Origin of the sequence: Achromobacter sp. HZ01, from assembly GCF_003267925.1 — a bacterium.
Classification (GTDB): Bacteria; Pseudomonadota; Gammaproteobacteria; order Burkholderiales; family Burkholderiaceae_B; genus Achromobacter; species Achromobacter pulmonis_A.
The window spans coordinates 989,895-1,007,999 of sequence record NZ_LWKV01000001.1 but is presented as its reverse complement, the minus strand read 5'-3'; the positions used below and the strand labels follow the sequence as shown (position 1 = coordinate 1,007,999).

Here is an 18,105-nt window from a genome sequence, read left to right as displayed (position 1 = left end):
GGTGACGGATAGAAGCTACAACTATCGAAGTTTAAACAGCAATAGACATTCGCGAAAGTGGCGGAATGCCCGGTCCCTGATCGATATCTCCCCTGTGCTCGCGCAGCAGGTCGTACAGCGCCTGCGCGGCCACCGACAGCGTGCGGCCCTTGCGCCGCACCAGGTAGAGCGGCCGGGTCAGCGCCTTGCCGGCCAGCGGCACGATGCGCAGGTCCGGGCCGCCGAAATGGAACAGCGTCATGGCGGGCACCACCGAAATGCCCAGGCCGGCCCGCACCAGGCCGGTGGCGGTGGCCAGGTGCTCGACCTCGAAGACCGGCGCCGGCGCGTCGGCGCCGAAGGCCTGGTCCAGATGCTTGCGCACGCTGCTGCCGCGCGCCAGGTGGATCAAAGGATAGCGCAGGATGTCGCGCAGCCGGACGGCGCCGGCCTGCGCCAGCGAATGGTCGGCGCGGCACACCAGGTAATAGCGGTCGGCGTGCAGGAATTCGCTGTCCAGGTCGGCCATGTCGGGACGCCGCGAGGCCACGGCGAAATCCACCTGGCCGCCCTGCACCATGTCCAGGCACGGGTCGAGCAGCGCGTCGCGCAGGTCCACCACGATGCCGGGGTGGGCCTCGCGAAAGCGCGCCAGCAGCCCGGGCAGCCAGCCCGCGGCCAGCGAGGGCAAGGCCGCCAGGGCCACGCGCCCGCGGCGCCGCGCGGCGTGGTCGCGCAGGTCGTCCATCACCAGTTCCATGTCGGCCAGCAGCCGCCGCGCGGTGGCGTCGAGGATGCGCCCTTCGGCGGTGAGTTCGACGTTGCGGGTGTCGCGGTCGAACAGGCGCAGGCCGGCGCTGTCTTCCAGCTGCCGGATCAGCGCGCTGAAGGCCGGCTGCGTCAGATGGCAGCGCTGCGCCGCGCGGGTGAAGTGCTTTTCTTCGGCCAGGGCCACGAAGGCGCGCAGCTGGCGGGCAGATAGATTCATGGCTTTTCTTTATGAATTGATCTGATCTTTCTATTTTACTGATTAGCTGGCGCTGCCTATAGTGGCCGCATACAGTGAATTCACCAGGCGGTTTTCTCTATGCCTTCAAGCTCTCCCCTGCTCATCGGCTGCGCGTCCGGGTTCTCCGGCGACCGCAGCGACGGCGCCGCGGCCGTGGTGCGCACGCTGGCCGCCCGCGGCGGCGGCGTGCTGATCTTCGAGACCCTGGCCGAGCGCACGCTGGCGCTGGCGCAGCTGGCCCGCAATGACGACCCGGAACGCGGCTACGAGCCGCTGCTGGACGAACTGGTCGGGCCGGTGCTGGGCGACTGCCTGCGCCGCGACATCAGCATCGTGGGCAATTTCGGCGCGGCCAATCCGGCCGGCGCGGCGCGCCGCATCGCCGCGCTGGCCCGGAAGCAAGGCCTGCCGGCGCCGCGCATCGCGGTGGTGCATGGCGACGCGCTCACCAGCGCCACGCAGCGCGATGCCCTGCGCCAGCGCCTGGGCGCGGCGCTGGACGGGCTGGACGTGGTCAGCGCCAATGCCTATCTGGGCGCGACCGAGATCGCCGAGGCGCTGGCCGCGGGCGCGCAGGTGGTGGTGGCCGGCCGCGTGTCCGACCCGTCGCTGACGCTGGGACCGGCGCTGGCCCATTTCGGCTGGCGGCTGGATGACTGGCCGCGCCTGGGCCGCGCCACCATGGCCGGCCATATGCTGGAATGCGGCCTGCAGGTGACGGGCGGCTATTTCTGCGTGCCGGGCCTGAAGGACGTGCCCGACGTGCACGCCGCCGGTTTCCCGATAGCCGAGATCCATGCCGACGGCGAGTTCACGATCGGCAAGGCCGACGCCACCGGCGGCATGGTGGATGCGCGCACGGTCAAGGAACAGCTGCTGTACGAAGTCCACGACCCGGCGCGCTATCTGACGCCGGACGTGGTGGCCGATCTGAGCCAGGCTACGGTGGAGGAACTGGGCGGCGACCGCGTGGCGGTGCGCGGCATTACCGGCCATGCGCGGCCCGACGAACTGAAGGTGAACGTCTGCTACCGCGGCGGCTGGCTGGCCGAGGCCGAGATTTCGTACGCGGGCGTGCAGGCCGAGGCCCGTGCGCGGCTGGCCGCGGACATCGTGCGCAAGCGCGTCAATCCGGCGCTGCGGCTGCGCGCCGACCTGATCGGCGCCATCAGCATCCTGGGCGACGACGCCGGCGAGATGCGCCGCGCCCTGCCCGAGGGGCATGCGCGCGACGTGCGCCTGCGCATCGCCACCGAACACCTGGACCGCAAGCTGGCCGAGAGCGTGCTGCGCGAGGTCAACGCGCTCTATACCTGCGGCCCGGCCGGCGGCGGCGGCGTGCGCACCGCGCTGCGCCCGCGGCTGAACATGCTGTCCTGCACCCTGCCCCGCGCCGCCGTGCCCAGCGGCTGGTCTTTTCTTGATGAGGCCGCGCAATGAGCCCCGAGCTGGTTTCCGTGCCCCTGTACCGCCTGGCGCACAGCCGTTCCGGCGACAAGGGCGATATCTCCAATCTCAGCCTGATCGCCTGGGACCCCGAATGCTATGAGGTACTGGCCGCCCAGGTCAGCGAGGCCCGGGTCGCGGCCTGGTTCGGCTACCGGCGCCCGAAGCGGGTGACCCGCTACCTGCTGCCCACGCTGCACGCCATGAATCTGGTGCTCGAAGGCGTGCTGGACGGCGGAGTCAACGACGCACTGAATCTCGACACGCACGGCAAAAGCCTGTCGTTCCGTTTGCTGGACATGGCGGTGGACGTCAGCCCCGAGCTGGCCAGCCGGCTGCCCGACATCCCCGGCGACCGCCCAGCGGCCGCCTGATTGCAGTCCTTATAAGAAACACCACAGGAGACACCTATGCGCATTGCTTTCAAGGGCCGCCTGGCCCTGCTCCTGGCCGCCGCCCTGCCGCTGCCGGCCCTGGCCCAGTTCCCGGCCAAGCCCATCACCTTCATCGTGCCGTTCGCGGCCGGCAGCGCCACCGACCAGATCGGCCGCGCCATCGGCCAGGGCGTCACCGAACAGACCGGCCAGGCCGTCGTCATCGAGAACAAGCCGGGCGCCAGCGCCATGATAGGCGCGGCCGCCGGCGCGCGCGCCACGCCCGACGGCTATACGGTGCTGATCACCACCAACACCACCCATGCCGCCAACGAGCACCTGTACAAGAGCCTGACCTACGATCCGGTCAAGGACTACGCGCCGCTGACCCTGCTGGGCAAGGGCGGCCAGATCATGGTGGTCAACCCCGCCTCCCCGGCCAAGACGGTGGGCGAGTTCCTGGCGCAGGCCAAGAAGCAGCCCGGCAAGCTGAGCTTCGGCAGCGGCAGTTCCAGCAGCCGCATCGCCGGCGAGCTGCTGCAGCAGATGGCCGGCATCCAGCTGCTGCACGTGCCGTACAAGAGCAATCCGCTGGCGGTCACCGACCTGCTGGGCGGCCAGATCGACATGATGATCACCGACACGGCCACCGGCCTGCCCCAGGTGAAGTCGGGCAAGCTGCGCGCGCTGGGCGTGACCGGCACGGCGCGCTCCGCCCTGGCGCCCGACGTGCCCACCATCGCCGAAGCGGGCGTGCCGGGTTACGAGATGGGTTACTGGTTCGCGGCCTATGCGCCGGCCGGCACGCCGCCGGACGTGGTCAAGCGCCTGAATGAATTGCTGGTGAAGGCCACCCAGAGCGCGGCCGCCAAGCAGTTCTATACGCAGACCGGAACCGATCCCGCCACGTCGACGCCGGCGGAACTGGCGCAGTTCCAGCAGGGCGAGTCGAAGAAGTGGGGGGAGATTATCAAGAAGGCGGGGATACAGCCGGAATAAGGAAACGGGTCCATGTTTCCCGTAGGATGGGTATAGCGCGAGAGAGATTTCACAAGAACTCGAATATCAAGCGCGCGAAACCCATCATTACCCAACAAAAAACCCATCGCCATATACGCGATGGGTTTTCTGTTTTCTTCCGGACAAGCGCAGCGGCTTATTTGTCCACGAACGCCCGTTCGACGACGTAGTCCCCCGGCTGGCCCACGCCCGGCGAGACGACGAAGCCGCGCTTGTCCAGCATGGCGCTGATGTCGGCCAGCATATGCGGGCTGCCGCAGATCATGGCGCGGTCGGTTTCGGGATTGATCTGGGGAATGCCGATGTCCTCGCAGAGCTTGCCGCTTTCCATGAGCTCGGTAATGCGGCCCTGGTTGCGGAACGGCTCGCGCGTGACGGTCGGGTAATAGACCAGCTTTTCGCGCACCACGTCGCCGAAGAATTCGTTGTTTGGCAGTTCGCGTTCGATGAAGTCGGCGTAGGCCAGTTCGCTGACCCAGCGCACGCCGTGCACCAGGATGACCTTGTCGAAGCGTTCGTAGACGTCCGGGTCCTTGATGATGCTCATGAAGGGCGCCAGGCCGGTGCCGGTGCCGAACAGGAACAGGTGCTTGCCGGGCTTGAGGTCGTCGACCACCAGCGTGCCCACCGGCTTGCGGCTGACCAAGATGGTGTCGCCCTCTTTCAGGTGCTGCAGGCGCGAGGTGAGCGGGCCGTTCTGCACCTTGATGCTGAGAAATTCGAGGTTTTCTTCGTAGTTGGCGCTGGCGATGCTATAGGCCCGCAGCAGCGGCTTGCCTTCGACTTCGAGGCCGATCATCACGAAGTGGCCGTTGTGGAACCGCAAGGCCGCGTCACGCGTCGTGGTGAAGGAAAACAGGGTGTCGTTCCAGTGGTGCACGCTCAGTACGCGCTCAGTATTGAAAGCAGCCATGTCGCATCTAGTTAGGGGCGGACGGCCCCCGGGCGTTGGGCCCGGCTTGCGCCGCGGGGTCAGGTCCCTACCGCACAAAAGACGCGGCAGGCATTAGGGTTGACCCTATTCTACAGGGTCTCGATGATAATTGCTCTCATTATTCCGTAATACCCTTATGCCGTCTTGATGGGGATCAATGGATCGGCGCGTCCACTGACAGATAGTTGAATGACGCAAAGCTTCCTGGTATCGTCGCCTTCCAATTTGATAATCATTTTCGTTAGCAGACCGTTTTTGAGCAGCAGCAAGACGCCCGGCGCGGCTTGCTGCCGCAGCCCTAGCCGGAGCCCCTCCTCATGATCAAGCGTCCCCAATTGAATTCGCTGCTGCGCGCCCTGGCGCTGGCCGGCGCAGCCGCCTTCACCGTGTCGGCCAACGCCGCCGAGGAAGTCAGCCTCTACACCACCCGCGAGCCCAAGCTGATCCAGCCGCTGCTCGACGCCTTCACGAAGGAAAGCGGCATCAAGGTCAACACCGTGTTCGTCAAGGACGGCCTGCTCGAGCGCGTCAAGGCCGAGGGCGCCAAGTCGCCGGCCGACGTGCTCATGACCGTGGACATCGGCAACCTGCTGGACCTCGTGGACGGCGGCGTGACCCAGTCGATCAAGTCGCAGACCCTGGAATCGGTGATTCCCGCCAACCTGCGCGGCGCCGACGGCAAGTGGTATGCGCTGTCGCTGCGCGACCGCGTGCTGTACGTGGAAAAGGACCTGAAGCTGGAGAGCTTCCGCTACGAAGACCTGGCCGACCCGAAGTGGAAGGGCAAGGTCTGCATCCGCTCGGGCCAGCATCCCTACAACACCGCGCTGGTCGCCTCCATGATCGCGCATGACGGCGCCGAGGCCACCGAGAAGTGGCTGCGCGGCGTCAAGGCCAACCTGGCCCGCAAGGCCGCCGGCGGCGACCGCGACGTGGCGCGCGACATCCTGGGCGGCATCTGCGACATCGGCCTGGCCAACGCCTACTACGTGGGCCACATGAAGAACGCGCAGCCCGGCACCGACGCGCGCAAGTGGGGCGACGCCATCAAGGTCGTGCGCCCCACCTTCGCCAACGCCAAGAGCGGCGGCACCCACGTGAACGTCAGCGGCGCGGCCGTGGCGGCGCACGCGCCCAACAAGGCCAACGCGATCAAGCTGCTGGACTTCCTGGTTTCCGAACCGGCCCAGGCCCTGTACGCGCAGGCCAACTACGAGTATCCCGTCCGCAAGGGCGTGAAGCTGGACCCCGTCGTCGCCAGCTTCGGCGAGCTGAAGGTGGACCCGCTGCCGCTGACCGAGATCGCCAAGCACCGCAAGCAGGCCAGCGAACTGGTGGACAAGGTCGGTTTCGACAACTGATAAGCTCCCGGCGTGCCGCGCCATGCCGCGCGGCCGCGCCTTGGGGCAGTAACAGGCGCGCGGACGTTTTTTGCCGGTCCGCGCGCAGGGCCTGCTCCCCTCTTTCGCGGGGGAGCAGGCCTTGCCTTTGATGCCATCGACTTTGAAGCATGCACACAGAATCTTTGCCCCGGCCGCTGCGTCTGCGCTGGACTGAACGCGGGGCCGGCTGGCTGGCCGGCGCCGCCCTGATCGCGCTGGCCGTGCTTGCGCCCGTCCTGACGCTGGGCTGGTGGGCGCTGGGCGGCGAACTGGCCCACTGGCAGCACCTCGCCCACTATGTATTGCCGCAGGCGCTGGCCAATACCGCCATGCTGCTGGCCGGCGTGGGCGTGGTGGTCACGCTGCTGGGCACGGGCGCCGCCTGGCTGGTGACGGCCTATGAGTTCCCCACCCGCCGGGTGCTGACCTGGGCGCTGCTGCTGCCGCTGGCGGTGCCGACCTACATCATCGCCTTCGCCTATCTGGACCTGCTGCATCCGATCGGCCCCATCCAAAGCGCGATCCGCGCGCTGCTGGGCTACGACAGCCCGCGCCAGTTCCGCCTGCCCGACCTGCGCTCGATCTACGGCGCGATCTTCGTGCTGGGCTTCGTGCTGTATCCCTATGTCTATCTGAGCACCCGCGTCATGTTCATGACGCAGGCCGCCAGCCTGCTGGAAGCCGCCCGCACGCTGGGCGCTGGCCGCGTGGCGGTGTTCTGCCGCGTGGCCCTGCCGCTGGCCCGCCCCGCCATAGTGGTGGGCGTGAGCCTGGCGCTCCTGGAAACCCTGAACGATATCGGCGCCTCGGAATTCCTGGGCGTGCAGACGCTGACGGTATCGGTCTACACCACCTGGGTGACGCGTTCGGACCTGGCCGGCGCGGCCCAGATCGCGCTGACCATGCTGGCGATCGTGATCGGCCTGATCCTGCTGGAGCGCCACGGGCGCAAGCGCCAGCGCTACGCCAATACCCAGCGCATGCGCCCGATGCAGCCACGCCGGCTGCGCGGCACGGCCGCCGCGGCCGCGGTGGCGCTGGGCTGGATTCCGGTGCTGACCGGCTTCGTCGCTCCGGCGCTGTACCTGGTGGTGGAAACCTACAAGCGCCTGCATCTGGTGGGCGGCGTGTCGGACCAGTTGCTCAGGGGCTTGAGCAATACGCTGATCGTGGCCTTCAGCGCCACGCTGGTGACGCTGCTGTGCGGGCTGGTGGTGGCCTGGGCCGGACGCACGCTGCGCGAAAGCTCGGGCTTCAATCCGGGCCGCGCCTGTGCCCGCATCGCCAGCCTGGGCTACGCGGTGCCCGGCACCGTGCTGGCCATCGGCCTGCTCACCCCTTTCGTGTGGATCGACACCGCGGTCGCCAAGGTGTTCGGCACCGGCGGCCTGTTCCTGATGGGCTCGATGGGCGCGCTGGTGTGCGCCTACGCCATCCGCTTCCTGGCCATCTCCACCGGGGCGCTGGAAGCCGGCCTGGCGCGCATTCCGCCTTCGCTCGAACAGGCTTCGCGCCTGCTGGGCGAAAGCTCGGCCGGCACGCTGCGCCGCGTGCACCTGCCGCTGTTGCGCCCGGCGCTGGCCGCCAGCGCGCTGCTGGTGTTCGTGGACGCCATGAAGGAGCTGCCGGCCACGCTGCTGCTGCGCCCGATGAATTTCGACACGCTGGCCACCTGGCTTTATGCGGAAGCCGCCCGCGGCACGTACGAGGAAGGCGCCGTGGCGGCGCTGGCCATCGTGCTGGCCGGCCTATTTCCCGTCATTCTGCTGGCGCGGACCAATCTGAAAATGGGACATTGATCATCGTGCCCGATCTGTTAGAACTCGATCACCTTTCCCTAGCCTACGACACGCCCGCCGGCCTCAAGCCCGTGGTGCAGGACCTGACGCTGGGGCTGCCCGTGGGCCATATCGGCTGCCTGCTGGGCGAATCCGGCTGCGGCAAGACCACCGTGCTGCGCGCCATCGCCGGCTTCGAGCCGGTGCGCGCCGGCCGCATCCTGCTCGACGGCGCCGTGATCTCCTCGCCCGCCGTGCAGGTGGCGCCCGAGCTGCGCCGCGTCGGCATGATGTTCCAGGACTACGCCCTCTTCCCGCACCTGACGGTGGCGCTGAACGTGGCCTTCGGGCTGCGCAAGCTGGCGCGCGCCGAGCGCGCCCGCCGCGTCGAGGAAATGCTGGAACTGGTGGGCCTGGCGCATGCGGCCAACAGCTACCCGCACGAGATTTCGGGCGGGCAGCAGCAGCGCGTGGCCCTGGCGCGCGCGCTGGCGCCCTCGCCCGACCTGCTGCTGCTGGACGAACCGTTCTCCAACCTGGACGTGGACACGCGCGAGCGGCTGGCCTTCGAGGTCCGCGACATCCTCAAGAGCACCGGCCACACGGCCATCCTGGTCACGCACAACCAGGCCGAGGCCTTCGCCATCGCCGACCGCATCGGCGTCATGGCCAAGGGCTGCGTGGCGCAGTGGGACACGCCCTACAACCTGCACCACCATCCCGCCAACGACTTCGTGCGCGATTTCATCCGCCGCGAGGCGCTGGAAGAGCGGCGCGAGCAGGCCTACGCCCGCGGCCGCTGATTTCCCTCAGTCCGCCGACAGCTTGACCTTCTGCGACAAGGCCTTGAAGGCCTCGTACTGGCTGCGGGTCAGGCGCTCGACCTCTTCGGGCGTGGAGCCGTAGGGCATGAAGCCGGCCTGCTCCAGCTTGTTCTTGACCTCGGGCAGCGCCAGCGCCCACTGGAACGCCTCGCTCAGCGCGCGGGTCGCCTCGGGCGGCATTTTCGCCGGGCCATAGACGGCGAACCACGGGTCCACCACCGCGGCCTCATAGCCCAGCTCGGCCAGCGTCGGCACCTCGGGCAGCGCGGGCGCGCGCTTGCTGCCGGTGACCGCCAGGGCCCGCACCTTGCCTGCCTTGATGTGCGGCAGCGAGGCCGGCAGGTTGTCGAACATCACCGGCAGGTGTCCGCCCAGCAGATCGTTCAGGCCCGGGGCGCTGCCCTTGTACGGCACGTGCTGCATGCCGGCACCGGTGAGCTGGTCGAACATGACGCCGGCCAGGTGCATGGAGGTGCCGGTTCCCGGCGTGCCGTAGGACGTGCCCGGGTGCTGCTTGGCGTAGGCCACCAGGTCCTTGACGCTGCCGACCTTCAGGGCCGGGCCGGTTTCCAGCACCACGGTGGACGCGCCCAGCATGCTGACGCCGGTGAAGTCCTTGGTGGGATCGAACGGCATCGACGGATAGACGAAGGGATTGAGCGCGTTGGTCGAGATCGCGCCGAAGCCTATGGTGTAGCCGTCGGGCGCGGCCTTGGCCACGGCGTCCATGCCGATGTTGCCGCCCGCGCCCGGACGGTTCTCGACGATGACGGGCTGGCCCAGTTTTTCGGCCACTTTCTGGCCGGCCGTGCGCGCCACCAGGTCGGTGGTGCCGCCGGCGGTGTACGGAACGATGAAGGTGATCGGCTTGGCCGGATAGCCGGCGGCGAGCGCCGCCGAGGCGCCGTGGATCAGCGCCAGCGCGGCCAGGCCGCGCAGCGCGTTGACGGTATAGCGATGCATGGTGTCTCCATCCCGGATTGTTGTTGAGTCGGGACGGGCATCATACCGCCGCGCCGGGCCGTTCAGGCGCGCGGCGCGGGCAGCGGGATGTACTCGGTTTCGTCGCCGGGCACCACCTGGTCGAAGCGGTTGCGCTGCCAGTCCTGCTTGGCCTGTTCGATGCGGTCCTTGCTGCTGGAGACAAAGTTCCACCAGACGAAGCGCGGGCCGTCCAGCGGCTCGCCGCCCAGCACCGCGAAGCGCGCGGCGGTCTTCGCGCGGATCTGCACCGGCCGGCCCGGCGCGAAGACAATGAGACGCCCGCCTTCGAATTCCTGGCCGTCGACTTCCACGTTGCCTTGCGACACATAGGCCGCGCGCTCTTCATGCTCGGCCGGCAGCACCACGGTGGCGCCGGCCTGCAGCTGCAGGTCGCCGTAGAACAGCGGCGACAGTGTCTTGACGCCCGAAGTCTTGCCGAACAGCGAGCCGGCCACGACCTGGGCGCGCACGCCCTCGCCTTCGACCACCGGCTGCACGTCCAGCCCGTAGTGCGTGAAGCCGGGATCGGTTTCCTCGTGGGCCTTGGGCAGGCCGACCCAGATCTGCAGGCCACAGAGCTTCTGCGACGACTGCCGGCTTTCGGGCGAGGAACGCTCGGAATGCACGATCCCGCGGCCCGCGGTCATCCAGTTGACCTCGCCGGGCAGGATGGTCTTGACGCTGCCCACGCCGTCGCGGTGCACCATCGACCCCTCGTACAGATAGGTCACGGTGGACAGGCCGATGTGCGGGTGCGGGCGCACGTCTATGCCGGAACCCGGGGCGAATTCGATCGGGCCCATGTGGTCCAGGAACACGAACGGGCCGACGGCGCGGCGCTGCGCCGAGGGGATGGCGCGCCGCACAGAAAACCCGCCCAGGTCGCTGGTGCGCGGGACGACCACGGTTTCGATGGCGCTATCGCCTGCTTCGGACAAGGTGGACATGATGAGACTCTCCGGGTGTGGAAGTTGGGGCCTGCGGCCATCTTAAAGCCTGCCGGGCGCGGGATCGCGCCCGGCTTGGCCTCATGCCAGGTCGAACACCAGCACTTCGGCGTTCTTGCCGCCGCTCAGTTCGACGCGATCGGCATCGGTGATGGCGGCCGCGTCGCCGGCCGCCAGCTCGACGCCGTTGACCACGATGCTGCCGCGCGCCACGTGCACCCAGGCGCGCCGGCCGGCGGCCAGTTCCAGCGTGGCCGATTCGGCGCCGTCGAACAGGCCGGCGTAGAGCCGCGCGTCCTGGTGGATCTTCATCGAGCCGTCGACGCCGTCGGCCGACACCAGGGCTTGCAGGCGGCCGCGCTTTTGCGCATCGCTGAACTCGCGCTCTTCGTACTCGGGCGCGATGCCGGCGACGTTGGGCTCGATCCAGATCTGCAGCATGTGCGTCTGCGTGTCGGGCGACGGGTTGAACTCCGAATGCATCACGCCGCGTCCGGCGCTCATGCGCTGCACGTTGCCGGGCAGGATGGTCGAGCCGCTGCCCATGCTGTCCTTGTGCGCGATCGCGCCATCCAGCACGTAGGTGATGATTTCCATGTCCCGGTGCCCGTGCGTGCCGAAGCCGCGGCCGGCGGCGATGCGGTCGTCGTTGATCACGCGCAGCGCGCCGAAACCCATGTGGGCCGGGTCGTAGTAGTTGGCGAATGAAAAGGTGTGGAACGAATCCAGCCAGCCGTGGTTGGCATGGCCTCGTTCGGCGGCGCGGCGTACGGTAAGCATTGCGGACTCCCTATTTCAATAATGTGAATGGTATTGCTGCCCAGCGGCCTCGGTTCGTGCCTGGATGCCTGGGCTGCAACACCGGCATGAGTGATATTGTGCGCTCGCCGGCGGCCAGATTCAGCGTTATATTTTGACGGAACCATTCAAATAAATTGAACACTACCGGCCATGCAACCGATCACCCCTGAACTCCTGATCCTGGTCGACGCGATCGCCCGCCACGGCAGCTTCGCCAAGGCCGCCCGCGAACTGGGCAAGGTGCCTTCGGCCGTCACCTATTCCATCCGCAAGCTGGAGGACGGGCTGGACGTGCTGCTGTTCGACCGTTCCGGCCACCGCGCGCTGCTGACGCCGGCCGGCGAGACGCTGCTGCGCGACGGCCGCCACGTGCTGCAGTCGCTCGACGACCTGGCCTGCCGCGTCAAGCGCATCGCCACGGGCTGGGAGGTGGAGTTGCGCATCGCCGTCAGCGCGGTGCTGCCCTGGCGTCCGCTATACGACCTGATCGAGGAATTCCAGGCGCTGGAAAGCGCCACCACGCTGCGCTTTTCCAGCGAAGTGCTGAGCGGCGCGTGGGACGCGCTGACCGGGGGCCGCGCCGACCTGGCGATAGGCGCCGGCGCGGCCGGCGAACCCACCGGCCCGTATCGCTCGCAGGCCATGGGCCAGATGCAGTTCGCGTTCTGCGTGGCCGCGCATCATCCGCTGGCGAGCCTGCCGCAGCCGCTGTCGCGCGCCGACGTCATGCGCTATTGCGCGGTGGTGGTGGCCGACACCTCGCGCAACCTGCCGCCGCAGACCCGCGGCATCCTGGCCGAGCAGCCCACGCTGGTGATGCCCACGATGCAGGCCAAGATAGACGCCCAGGTGCGCGGCCTGGGCTGCGGTTATCTGCCGCTGACGCTGGCCGCGCCGTACCTGGCGCAAGGCGTGCTGGTGGCGTGCGAAACCGACGAAGGCATGTCGCCGACGGAACACCTGGCCTACGCCTGGCGCGCCGAGGCGCCGGGCGAGGCCTTGAAATGGTGGCTGCAGAAGCTGAAATCCCCGCGGCTGTGCGAAAGCCTGCTGGGCCTGGGCTGAGGCGTCCGCCGGTGGGCGGGCTTATTCGTCCTCGATGCCCAGGTCGCGCAGCTTGCGGGTGATGGTGTTGCGGCCTATGCCCAGGCGCGAGGCGGCCTCGACCCGGCGGCCGCGGCTGGCGTCCAGCGCGCTTTGCAGCAGGATTTTCTCGAACTGGCGGGTCAGCGTGGCCATGACCGCGGGTTCGCCGCGCTCGAGCCGGTATTGCGCGTCGCGCAGCAGCGAGTCCTGCCAGTTGCGCGCCGCGGCCTCGTCCTCGGCCGGCGCAGGCGCGGCCAGCACGGTGCCGCCGCCGGCCACGGGCACGGCCGGGCGCGGCGCGGGGCTGGCGTACGGCGGGTGCTCCATGGCGCGGATCTCCGGCGGCAGGTCGGCCGGCTCCACCGTCTGGCCCGGCGCCATCACCGTCAGCCAGTGGCAGAAGTTCTCCAGCTGGCGCACGTTGCCGGGAAAGTCGAACTTGGTCAGCACCGCCAGCGCTTCGGGCGTCAGGCGCTTGACCGGCACGCCCAGCGCGCGAGCGCTGGCGCTCAGGAAGTGGGCGGCCAGGGCCGGAATGTCCTCGGTCCGTTCGCGCAGCGGCGGCAGCCGCAGCCGGATCACGTTCAGGCGGTGGAACAGGTCTTCGCGGAACAGGCCCTGCTCGACCCGCTGCTCCAGCGGCTGGTGGGTGGCGGCCACGATGCGCACGTCGACCCGCACCGGTTGCGCGCCGCCCACGCGGTAGAAGCTGCCTTCGGCCAGCACGCGCAGCAGGCGCGTCTGCAGTTCGATCGGCATGTCGCCGATTTCGTCCAGGAACAGCGTGCCGCCGTGCGCTTCCTCGAAGCGGCCGCGGCGCAGGCTGCTGGCGCCGGTGAAGGCGCCGCGCTCGTGGCCGAACAGTTCGGCTTCGAGCAGATCGCGCGGAATCGCGGCCGCGTTCAGCGCCACGAAGGGGCCGCCGGCCCGCACGCCGTGACCGTGCAGCGCGCGCGCCACCAGTTCCTTGCCGGTGCCGGATTCGCCGGTGATCAGCACCGTGACCTTGGACTGCGCCAGCCGGCCGATGGCGCGGAACACTTCCTGCATGGCGGTGGACGAGGACTGCGTCATCATCCAGCGTTCGTTGTTCTGGGCCGATTCGCCCTGCCCTTCGGCGCTCTCGGGCTGCGCCGATTCCTGGACGGCGCGCTGGATCAGCGCCACCGCCTCGTTCACGTCGAACGGCTTGGCCAGGTAATCGAAGGCGCCGCCCTGGAAGGCGGATACCGTGCTGTCCAGGTCGGCGAACGCGGTCATCACGATGACCGGCAGGCCGGCGTGGCGCTCCTTGAGCTGGCGTAGCAGTTCCAGGCCGTTGCCGCCGGGCATGCGGATATCGGACACCAGCGCGGCCGGCGTGTCGCGCGACAGCGCCTCCAGCACGTCGGCAGCCTGCGAGAAGCTGCGCGTGGGCACGCCGGCGCGCGCCAGGGCTTTTTCCAGGACCCAGCGGATGGCCTGGTCATCGTCGACGATCCATACGGGTTTCATCAGTGTGCGGGCTCCATCGGAAGAACCAGGCGAAACTCGGTGCGCCCGGGTCGGGATTCGAATTCGATGATGCCGCCGTGCTGCTGCACGAAGTCCTGGGCCAGGCTCAGGCCCAGCCCGGTGCCGCCGGCGCGCGCCGTCACCAGCGGATGGAAGATGCGGTCTCGGATATGGTCCGGCACGCCCGGACCGTTGTCGATGATGGACAGCTCCAGCGCCAGGCGGTGCTGCCTGTGCGCCAGCATGACCTGCCGCGCCACGCGGGTGCGCAGCGTGACCACACCGGGTTCGGTCTGCGGGCCCGCGGGCCGCGCGACCAGTTCCTGCGCGGCGTTGCGCGCCACGTTCAGGACGGCCTGCATCAGTCGGGCGGCATCGCCCTTCAGGTCGGGCATCGACGCGTCGTAGTCGCGCAGCAGCGTGACCTCGTTGCGGAACTCGGCCTGGATCAGCGCGCAGACGCGCTCGCAGATCTCGTGGATGTTCACCGGCCGCGCATTCAGCGGCACCCGCTGCGGGCCGCTCAGGCGGTCCACCAGCGCCTGCAGGCGGTCGGCTTCGGAAATGATGACCTGGGTATATTCGGCCAGCGCCGCGCTGGGCAGCTCGGCCTCCAGCAGTTGCGCGGCGCCGCGCAGCCCGCCCAGGGGATTCTTGACTTCATGCGCCAGGTTGCGCAGCAGTTCGCGGTGCGCTTCGATTTCGTCGACCAGGCGGTGGTTGCGGTCGGCCAGCACGCGCTGCTCGATTTCGCGGGTTTCTATCAGCACGGGCCAGCGCTGGCCCGTCAGCCCGACGGTGGTCACCGAGACCTCGACGGATTCCGCGGCGCGGCGCAGGCTGCCCAGCTGCCTGACGTCGCCGTAACGGCCGGCGGCGGCGCGATCGATGGAGGACTGTATGTTTTCCGGACTGTCGAACAGCGTGGCGGCGGAGTGCCCGCACAGCTGTTTGCGCGAGCGGCCGAACAAATCCTCGGCGGCCGCATTGGCGTATTCGATATGGCCGCGTTCGTTGACCAGGAAAACGGACGTCGCCAGCAGATCGAGAGCTTCTACATTCATTTTCTACATACCCGAATGTGAGGGGAAAGCGGCACCCGGCCCGCCCGCCGGGCGTGCGCCTGGCGGGCGTCGGACCGGGCCGCGAGCCGGCGGCGCCGGCGCGGCGGGCCCTGGTTTCTGCCCGTCACGCCGTTTTCCGCCGGCCGCAACCTCGGACGATCAGAGGCTGTAGTACATGTCGAATTCGACCGGGTGCGTGGTCATGCGCAGACGGTTCACGTCGCCCATCTTCAGGTCGATGTAGGCCGACAGCATGTCGTTGCTGAACACGCCGCCGCGGGTCAGGAACTCGCGGTCGTTGTCCAGCGCTTCCAGGGCCTGCTCCAGCGACGAGCACACGGTCGGGATCTTGGCGTCTTCTTCCGGCGGCAGGTCGTACAGGTTCTTGTCGGCCGGATCGCCCGGGTGGATCTTGTTCTGCACGCCGTCCAGGCCGGCCATCATCAGGGCCGAGAAGGCCAGGTACGGGTTGGCCAGGGGGTCCGGGAAGCGCGCTTCGACGCGGCGGCCCTTGGGGTTGCCCACGTACGGGATGCGGATCGAGGCCGAACGGTTGCGGGCCGAGTAAGCCAGCTTGACCGGGGCTTCGTAGTGCGGGACCAGGCGCTTGTACGAGTTGGTGCCGGGGTTGGTGATGGCGTTCAAGGCGCGGGCGTGCTTGATGATGCCGCCGATGTAGTACAGCGCGAATTCCGACAGGCCGGCGTAGCCGTTGCCCGCGAACAGGTTCTGGCCGTCCTTCCAGATCGACTGGTGCACGTGCATGCCCGAGCCGTTGTCGCCGACGATGGGCTTGGGCATGAAGGTGGCGGTCTTGCCGTAGGCGTGGGCCACGTTATGGATGATGTACTTGGTGATCTGCGTCCAGTCGGCGCGCTGCACCAGCGTGCTGAACTTGGTGCCGATTTCGAGCTGGCCGGCGCCGGCCACTTCGTGGTGGTGCACTTCGACCGGCACGCCCATCTGTTCCATCAGCAGGCACATTTCCGAGCGCATGTCCTGGAACGAATCGACCGGGGGCACGGGGAAGTAGCCGCCCTTCACGGCGGGACGGTGGCCGGTGTTGCCGCCTTCGAAATCCAGGCCGGTGGACCAGGAGGCCTCTTCCGACTTGATCTTGACGAAGGTGCCGGACATGTCGGTGTTCCAGGTCACGCCGTCGAACACGAAGAATTCGGGTTCCGGACCGAAGTAGGCGGTGTCGCCCAGGCCCGAGGACTTGAGGTAGGCTTCGGCGCGCTTGGCCAGCGAGCGCGGGTCGCGGTCATAGCCCTTGAGGTCCGACGGCTCGACCACGTCGCACGACAGGATCAGGGTCGGCTCTTCGCGGAACGGGTCCAGGTTGGCCGTGGCCAGGTCGGGGATGAGCAGCATGTCCGAAGCCTCGATGCCCTTCCAGCCCGGAATCGAGGAACCGTCGAAAGCCTGACCGCTTTCCAGCTTATCTTCGTCGATCGCGGAGGTGGGCACGGAAACGTGGTGCTCACGGCCGACCGTGTCGGTAAAGCGGAAATCCACGAATTTCACTTCGTTGTCGGCGATCTGTTTCAGGACGTCTTTCGGGCTTGCCATGTCATCTCCATTAGATAAAAGGGTCGAGGGCCTTGCCCGTCGACTGGCATAAACGATGAAGCAATATGCGTGCCAGCTTTCGTCCCCGGGATTGTCCGGGGACGAATATGCGGAGAAGTGAAAATGTAGCACCATATTGGTGCAAAGCGTGGGGCACGACTGCCCTACTCTGGTGCACACTTGCTACAGGAACATTTCCTGCAGATCATTGAGGAAGCGCCATCCCAGTGCGGTGGCCCGCAGCCGGGTCGGATCGGCGTCCAGCAGGCCCCGTTGCGAGGCCGCCTCCAATTGGTGCGCAATCACGGCCAGCGACAGGCCGGTGCGTTCCTCGAAGCTGCTGGCCGGCACACCCGCTTTCAGGCGCAGCGCGTTGAGCATGAACTCGAACGGCAGCTCGTCGGCCCCGACCTGGCGGCTTTCCGAGACATGGCTGCCGTCGCGGGCCAGCGCGGCCCGCATCCAGGAATCGGGACTGCGCAGCCGCGCCTCGCGCACGATGCGGTCGTGGAACGACAGCTTGCCGTGGGCACCCGGGCCGATGCCCAGGTAATCGCCGAATTCCCAGTAGTTCAGGTTGTGGCGGCAGCGCGCCCCCGGCCTGGCGTAGGCCGAGACCTCGTAGCGGTCCAGGCCGGCCGCGGCCAGTTCGGCCTCGATCGCGTCCTGCATGGCCGCGCTGGCGTCGTCGTCGGGCAGGTCCTCGGGTGGAAACTTCGCGAACACCGTGTTGGGCTCCATCGTCAGGTGATAGAGCGACAGGTGCTCGGTGCCGAAGGACACGGCCTCGCGCAGGTCGGCCACACAGGCTTCCTGGGTCTGCCCGGGCAGCGCGAACATCAGGTCCAGGTTGACGCGCGGCGCGGCGCGCTGCGCCATCTCGATGGCCTTTCTGGCCTGGGCGGCGTCGTGGATGCGGCCCAGCTTCTTGAGCTGGGCGTCGTCGAAACTCTGGATGCCGAGCGAAAACCGGGTCACGCCGCTGGCGGCGTAGTCGCGCAGGCGCCCGGCCTCGGCCGTGCCCGGATTGGCCTCCATGGTGATCTCGGCGTCGGGCCACAGGTTCAGGCAGGCGCGCAGCATGGCCAGCAGCTCGTCCAGGCCGGCGGCCGACAGCAGGCTGGGCGTGCCCCCGCCGATGAAGACCGACGCTACCTGTCGGCCCCAGATGGAAGGCAGCGCCTGCTCCAGGTCGCTGCGCAGCGCGTCCAGATAGGCGCGTTCCGGGATCTCGCCGCCTGGCGCGGCGTGCGAATTGAAATCGCAGTACGGGCATTTGCGCACGCACCAGGGTACGTGCACGTAGAGCGACAGCGGCGGCAGGCTGGTCAGCACCGAGCCGCCGGCCGGCCGCGGGCGCGATGCCGGCGCGCCCATATCGTTGCGGATGGGGATGATGATGGACATGCGT

At 68.2% G+C, this 18,105-nt stretch carries 16 protein-coding genes; 7 read left to right on the top strand and 9 right to left on the bottom strand.

All coding sequences use genetic code 11. The features are described from left to right. Positions 1–31: 31 nt before the first annotated feature. A complete protein-coding gene (locus A6B37_RS04825) occupies positions 32–967 on the bottom strand; it encodes a LysR family transcriptional regulator (protein WP_111825065.1) in 936 nt (311 codons plus the stop codon). Positions 968–1,066: 99 nt separating this feature from the next. Between A6B37_RS04825 and A6B37_RS04820 the strand changes: the two genes are divergently transcribed. From A6B37_RS04820 to A6B37_RS04810, 3 genes are read left to right on the top strand one after another with little or no spacing between them, the layout of a single operon-like run. Beyond that, a complete protein-coding gene (locus A6B37_RS04820) occupies positions 1,067–2,428 on the top strand; it encodes an acyclic terpene utilization AtuA family protein (protein ID WP_111825064.1) in 1,362 nt (453 codons plus the stop codon). Next, positions 2,425–2,808, top strand: a complete 384-nt coding sequence (locus tag A6B37_RS04815) for a hypothetical protein (protein ID WP_111825063.1) — start codon at positions 2,425–2,427, stop codon at positions 2,806–2,808. Before A6B37_RS04820 ends, A6B37_RS04815 begins: the two co-directional genes overlap by 4 nt. A gap of 36 nt (positions 2,809–2,844) precedes the next feature. Continuing rightward, the gene (locus tag A6B37_RS04810; RefSeq protein ID WP_111825062.1) at positions 2,845–3,807 is read left to right on the top strand and encodes a tripartite tricarboxylate transporter substrate binding protein; all 963 of its coding nucleotides are present in this window, start codon (positions 2,845–2,847) and stop codon (positions 3,805–3,807) included. A 157-nt stretch (positions 3,808–3,964) separates the two neighbouring features. On the opposite strand, the gene A6B37_RS04805 is transcribed toward A6B37_RS04810, so the two are convergent. Then, the gene (locus tag A6B37_RS04805; RefSeq protein ID WP_102771304.1) at positions 3,965–4,741 is read right to left on the bottom strand and encodes a ferredoxin--NADP reductase; all 777 of its coding nucleotides are present in this window, start codon (positions 4,739–4,741) and stop codon (positions 3,965–3,967) included. Between the two features lie 338 nt (positions 4,742–5,079). Here A6B37_RS04805 and A6B37_RS04800 point away from each other — a divergent pair, with 338 nt between their 5' ends. The 3 genes from A6B37_RS04800 to A6B37_RS04790 all read left to right on the top strand — a co-directional run bounded on the left by A6B37_RS04800 (position 5,080) and on the right by A6B37_RS04790 (position 8,725). Further along, complete coding sequence (locus A6B37_RS04800; protein ID WP_111825061.1) at positions 5,080–6,123, top strand: Fe(3+) ABC transporter substrate-binding protein; 1,044 nt, start codon at positions 5,080–5,082, stop codon at positions 6,121–6,123. 149 nt (positions 6,124–6,272) lie between these two features. Then, positions 6,273–7,943, top strand: a complete 1,671-nt coding sequence (locus tag A6B37_RS04795; RefSeq protein WP_102771306.1) for an iron ABC transporter permease — start codon at positions 6,273–6,275, stop codon at positions 7,941–7,943. A 5-nt stretch (positions 7,944–7,948) separates the two neighbouring features. Beyond that, positions 7,949–8,725 carry an ABC transporter ATP-binding protein gene (locus tag A6B37_RS04790; protein ID WP_102771838.1) on the top strand — a complete coding sequence of 259 codons (777 nt, stop codon included), beginning with the start codon at positions 7,949–7,951 and terminating at the stop codon, positions 8,723–8,725. Between the two features lie 6 nt (positions 8,726–8,731). Here the strand turns inward: A6B37_RS04790 and A6B37_RS04785 are convergent, their stop codons facing one another. From A6B37_RS04785 to A6B37_RS04775, 3 genes are all read right to left on the bottom strand, one after another. Beyond that, complete coding sequence (locus tag A6B37_RS04785) at positions 8,732–9,709, bottom strand: tripartite tricarboxylate transporter substrate binding protein (protein WP_111825060.1); 978 nt, start codon at positions 9,707–9,709, stop codon at positions 8,732–8,734. Between the two features lie 62 nt (positions 9,710–9,771). Next, entirely contained in the window at positions 9,772–10,677 is a 906-nt protein-coding gene (locus tag A6B37_RS04780) for a pirin family protein (protein WP_111825059.1), read from the bottom strand. Positions 10,678–10,758: 81 nt separating this feature from the next. After that, positions 10,759–11,457, bottom strand: coding sequence for a pirin family protein (locus A6B37_RS04775; protein ID WP_111825058.1), 699 nt, complete (start codon positions 11,455–11,457; stop codon positions 10,759–10,761). 171 nt (positions 11,458–11,628) lie between these two features. On the opposite strand from A6B37_RS04775, the gene A6B37_RS04770 reads away from it, so the two are divergent. Further along, the gene (locus tag A6B37_RS04770) at positions 11,629–12,543 is read left to right on the top strand and encodes a LysR family transcriptional regulator (RefSeq protein ID WP_111825057.1); all 915 of its coding nucleotides are present in this window, start codon (positions 11,629–11,631) and stop codon (positions 12,541–12,543) included. Between the two features lie 21 nt (positions 12,544–12,564). Here the strand turns inward: A6B37_RS04770 and ntrC are convergent, their stop codons facing one another. The 4 genes from ntrC to hemW all read right to left on the bottom strand — a co-directional run bounded on the left by ntrC (position 12,565) and on the right by hemW (position 18,101). Further along, the gene (ntrC, locus tag A6B37_RS04765) at positions 12,565–14,058 is read right to left on the bottom strand and encodes a nitrogen regulation protein NR(I) (RefSeq protein ID WP_111825056.1); all 1,494 of its coding nucleotides are present in this window, start codon (positions 14,056–14,058) and stop codon (positions 12,565–12,567) included. Continuing rightward, positions 14,058–15,122 (bottom strand): nitrogen regulation protein NR(II), encoded by a 1,065-nt coding sequence (gene glnL / locus A6B37_RS04760; protein ID WP_111825055.1) that lies wholly within the window; start codon positions 15,120–15,122, stop codon positions 14,058–14,060. Before glnL ends, ntrC begins: the two co-directional genes overlap by 1 nt. A gap of 159 nt (positions 15,123–15,281) precedes the next feature. Then, positions 15,282–16,694: a type I glutamate--ammonia ligase gene (gene glnA, locus A6B37_RS04755; RefSeq protein WP_102771312.1), complete on the bottom strand. Its 1,413-nt coding sequence runs from the start codon at positions 16,692–16,694 to the stop codon at positions 15,282–15,284. 183 nt (positions 16,695–16,877) lie between these two features. Beyond that, positions 16,878–18,101 (bottom strand): radical SAM family heme chaperone HemW, encoded by a 1,224-nt coding sequence (gene hemW / locus A6B37_RS04750; protein ID WP_111825054.1) that lies wholly within the window; start codon positions 18,099–18,101, stop codon positions 16,878–16,880. Positions 18,102–18,105 lie beyond the last annotated feature (4 nt).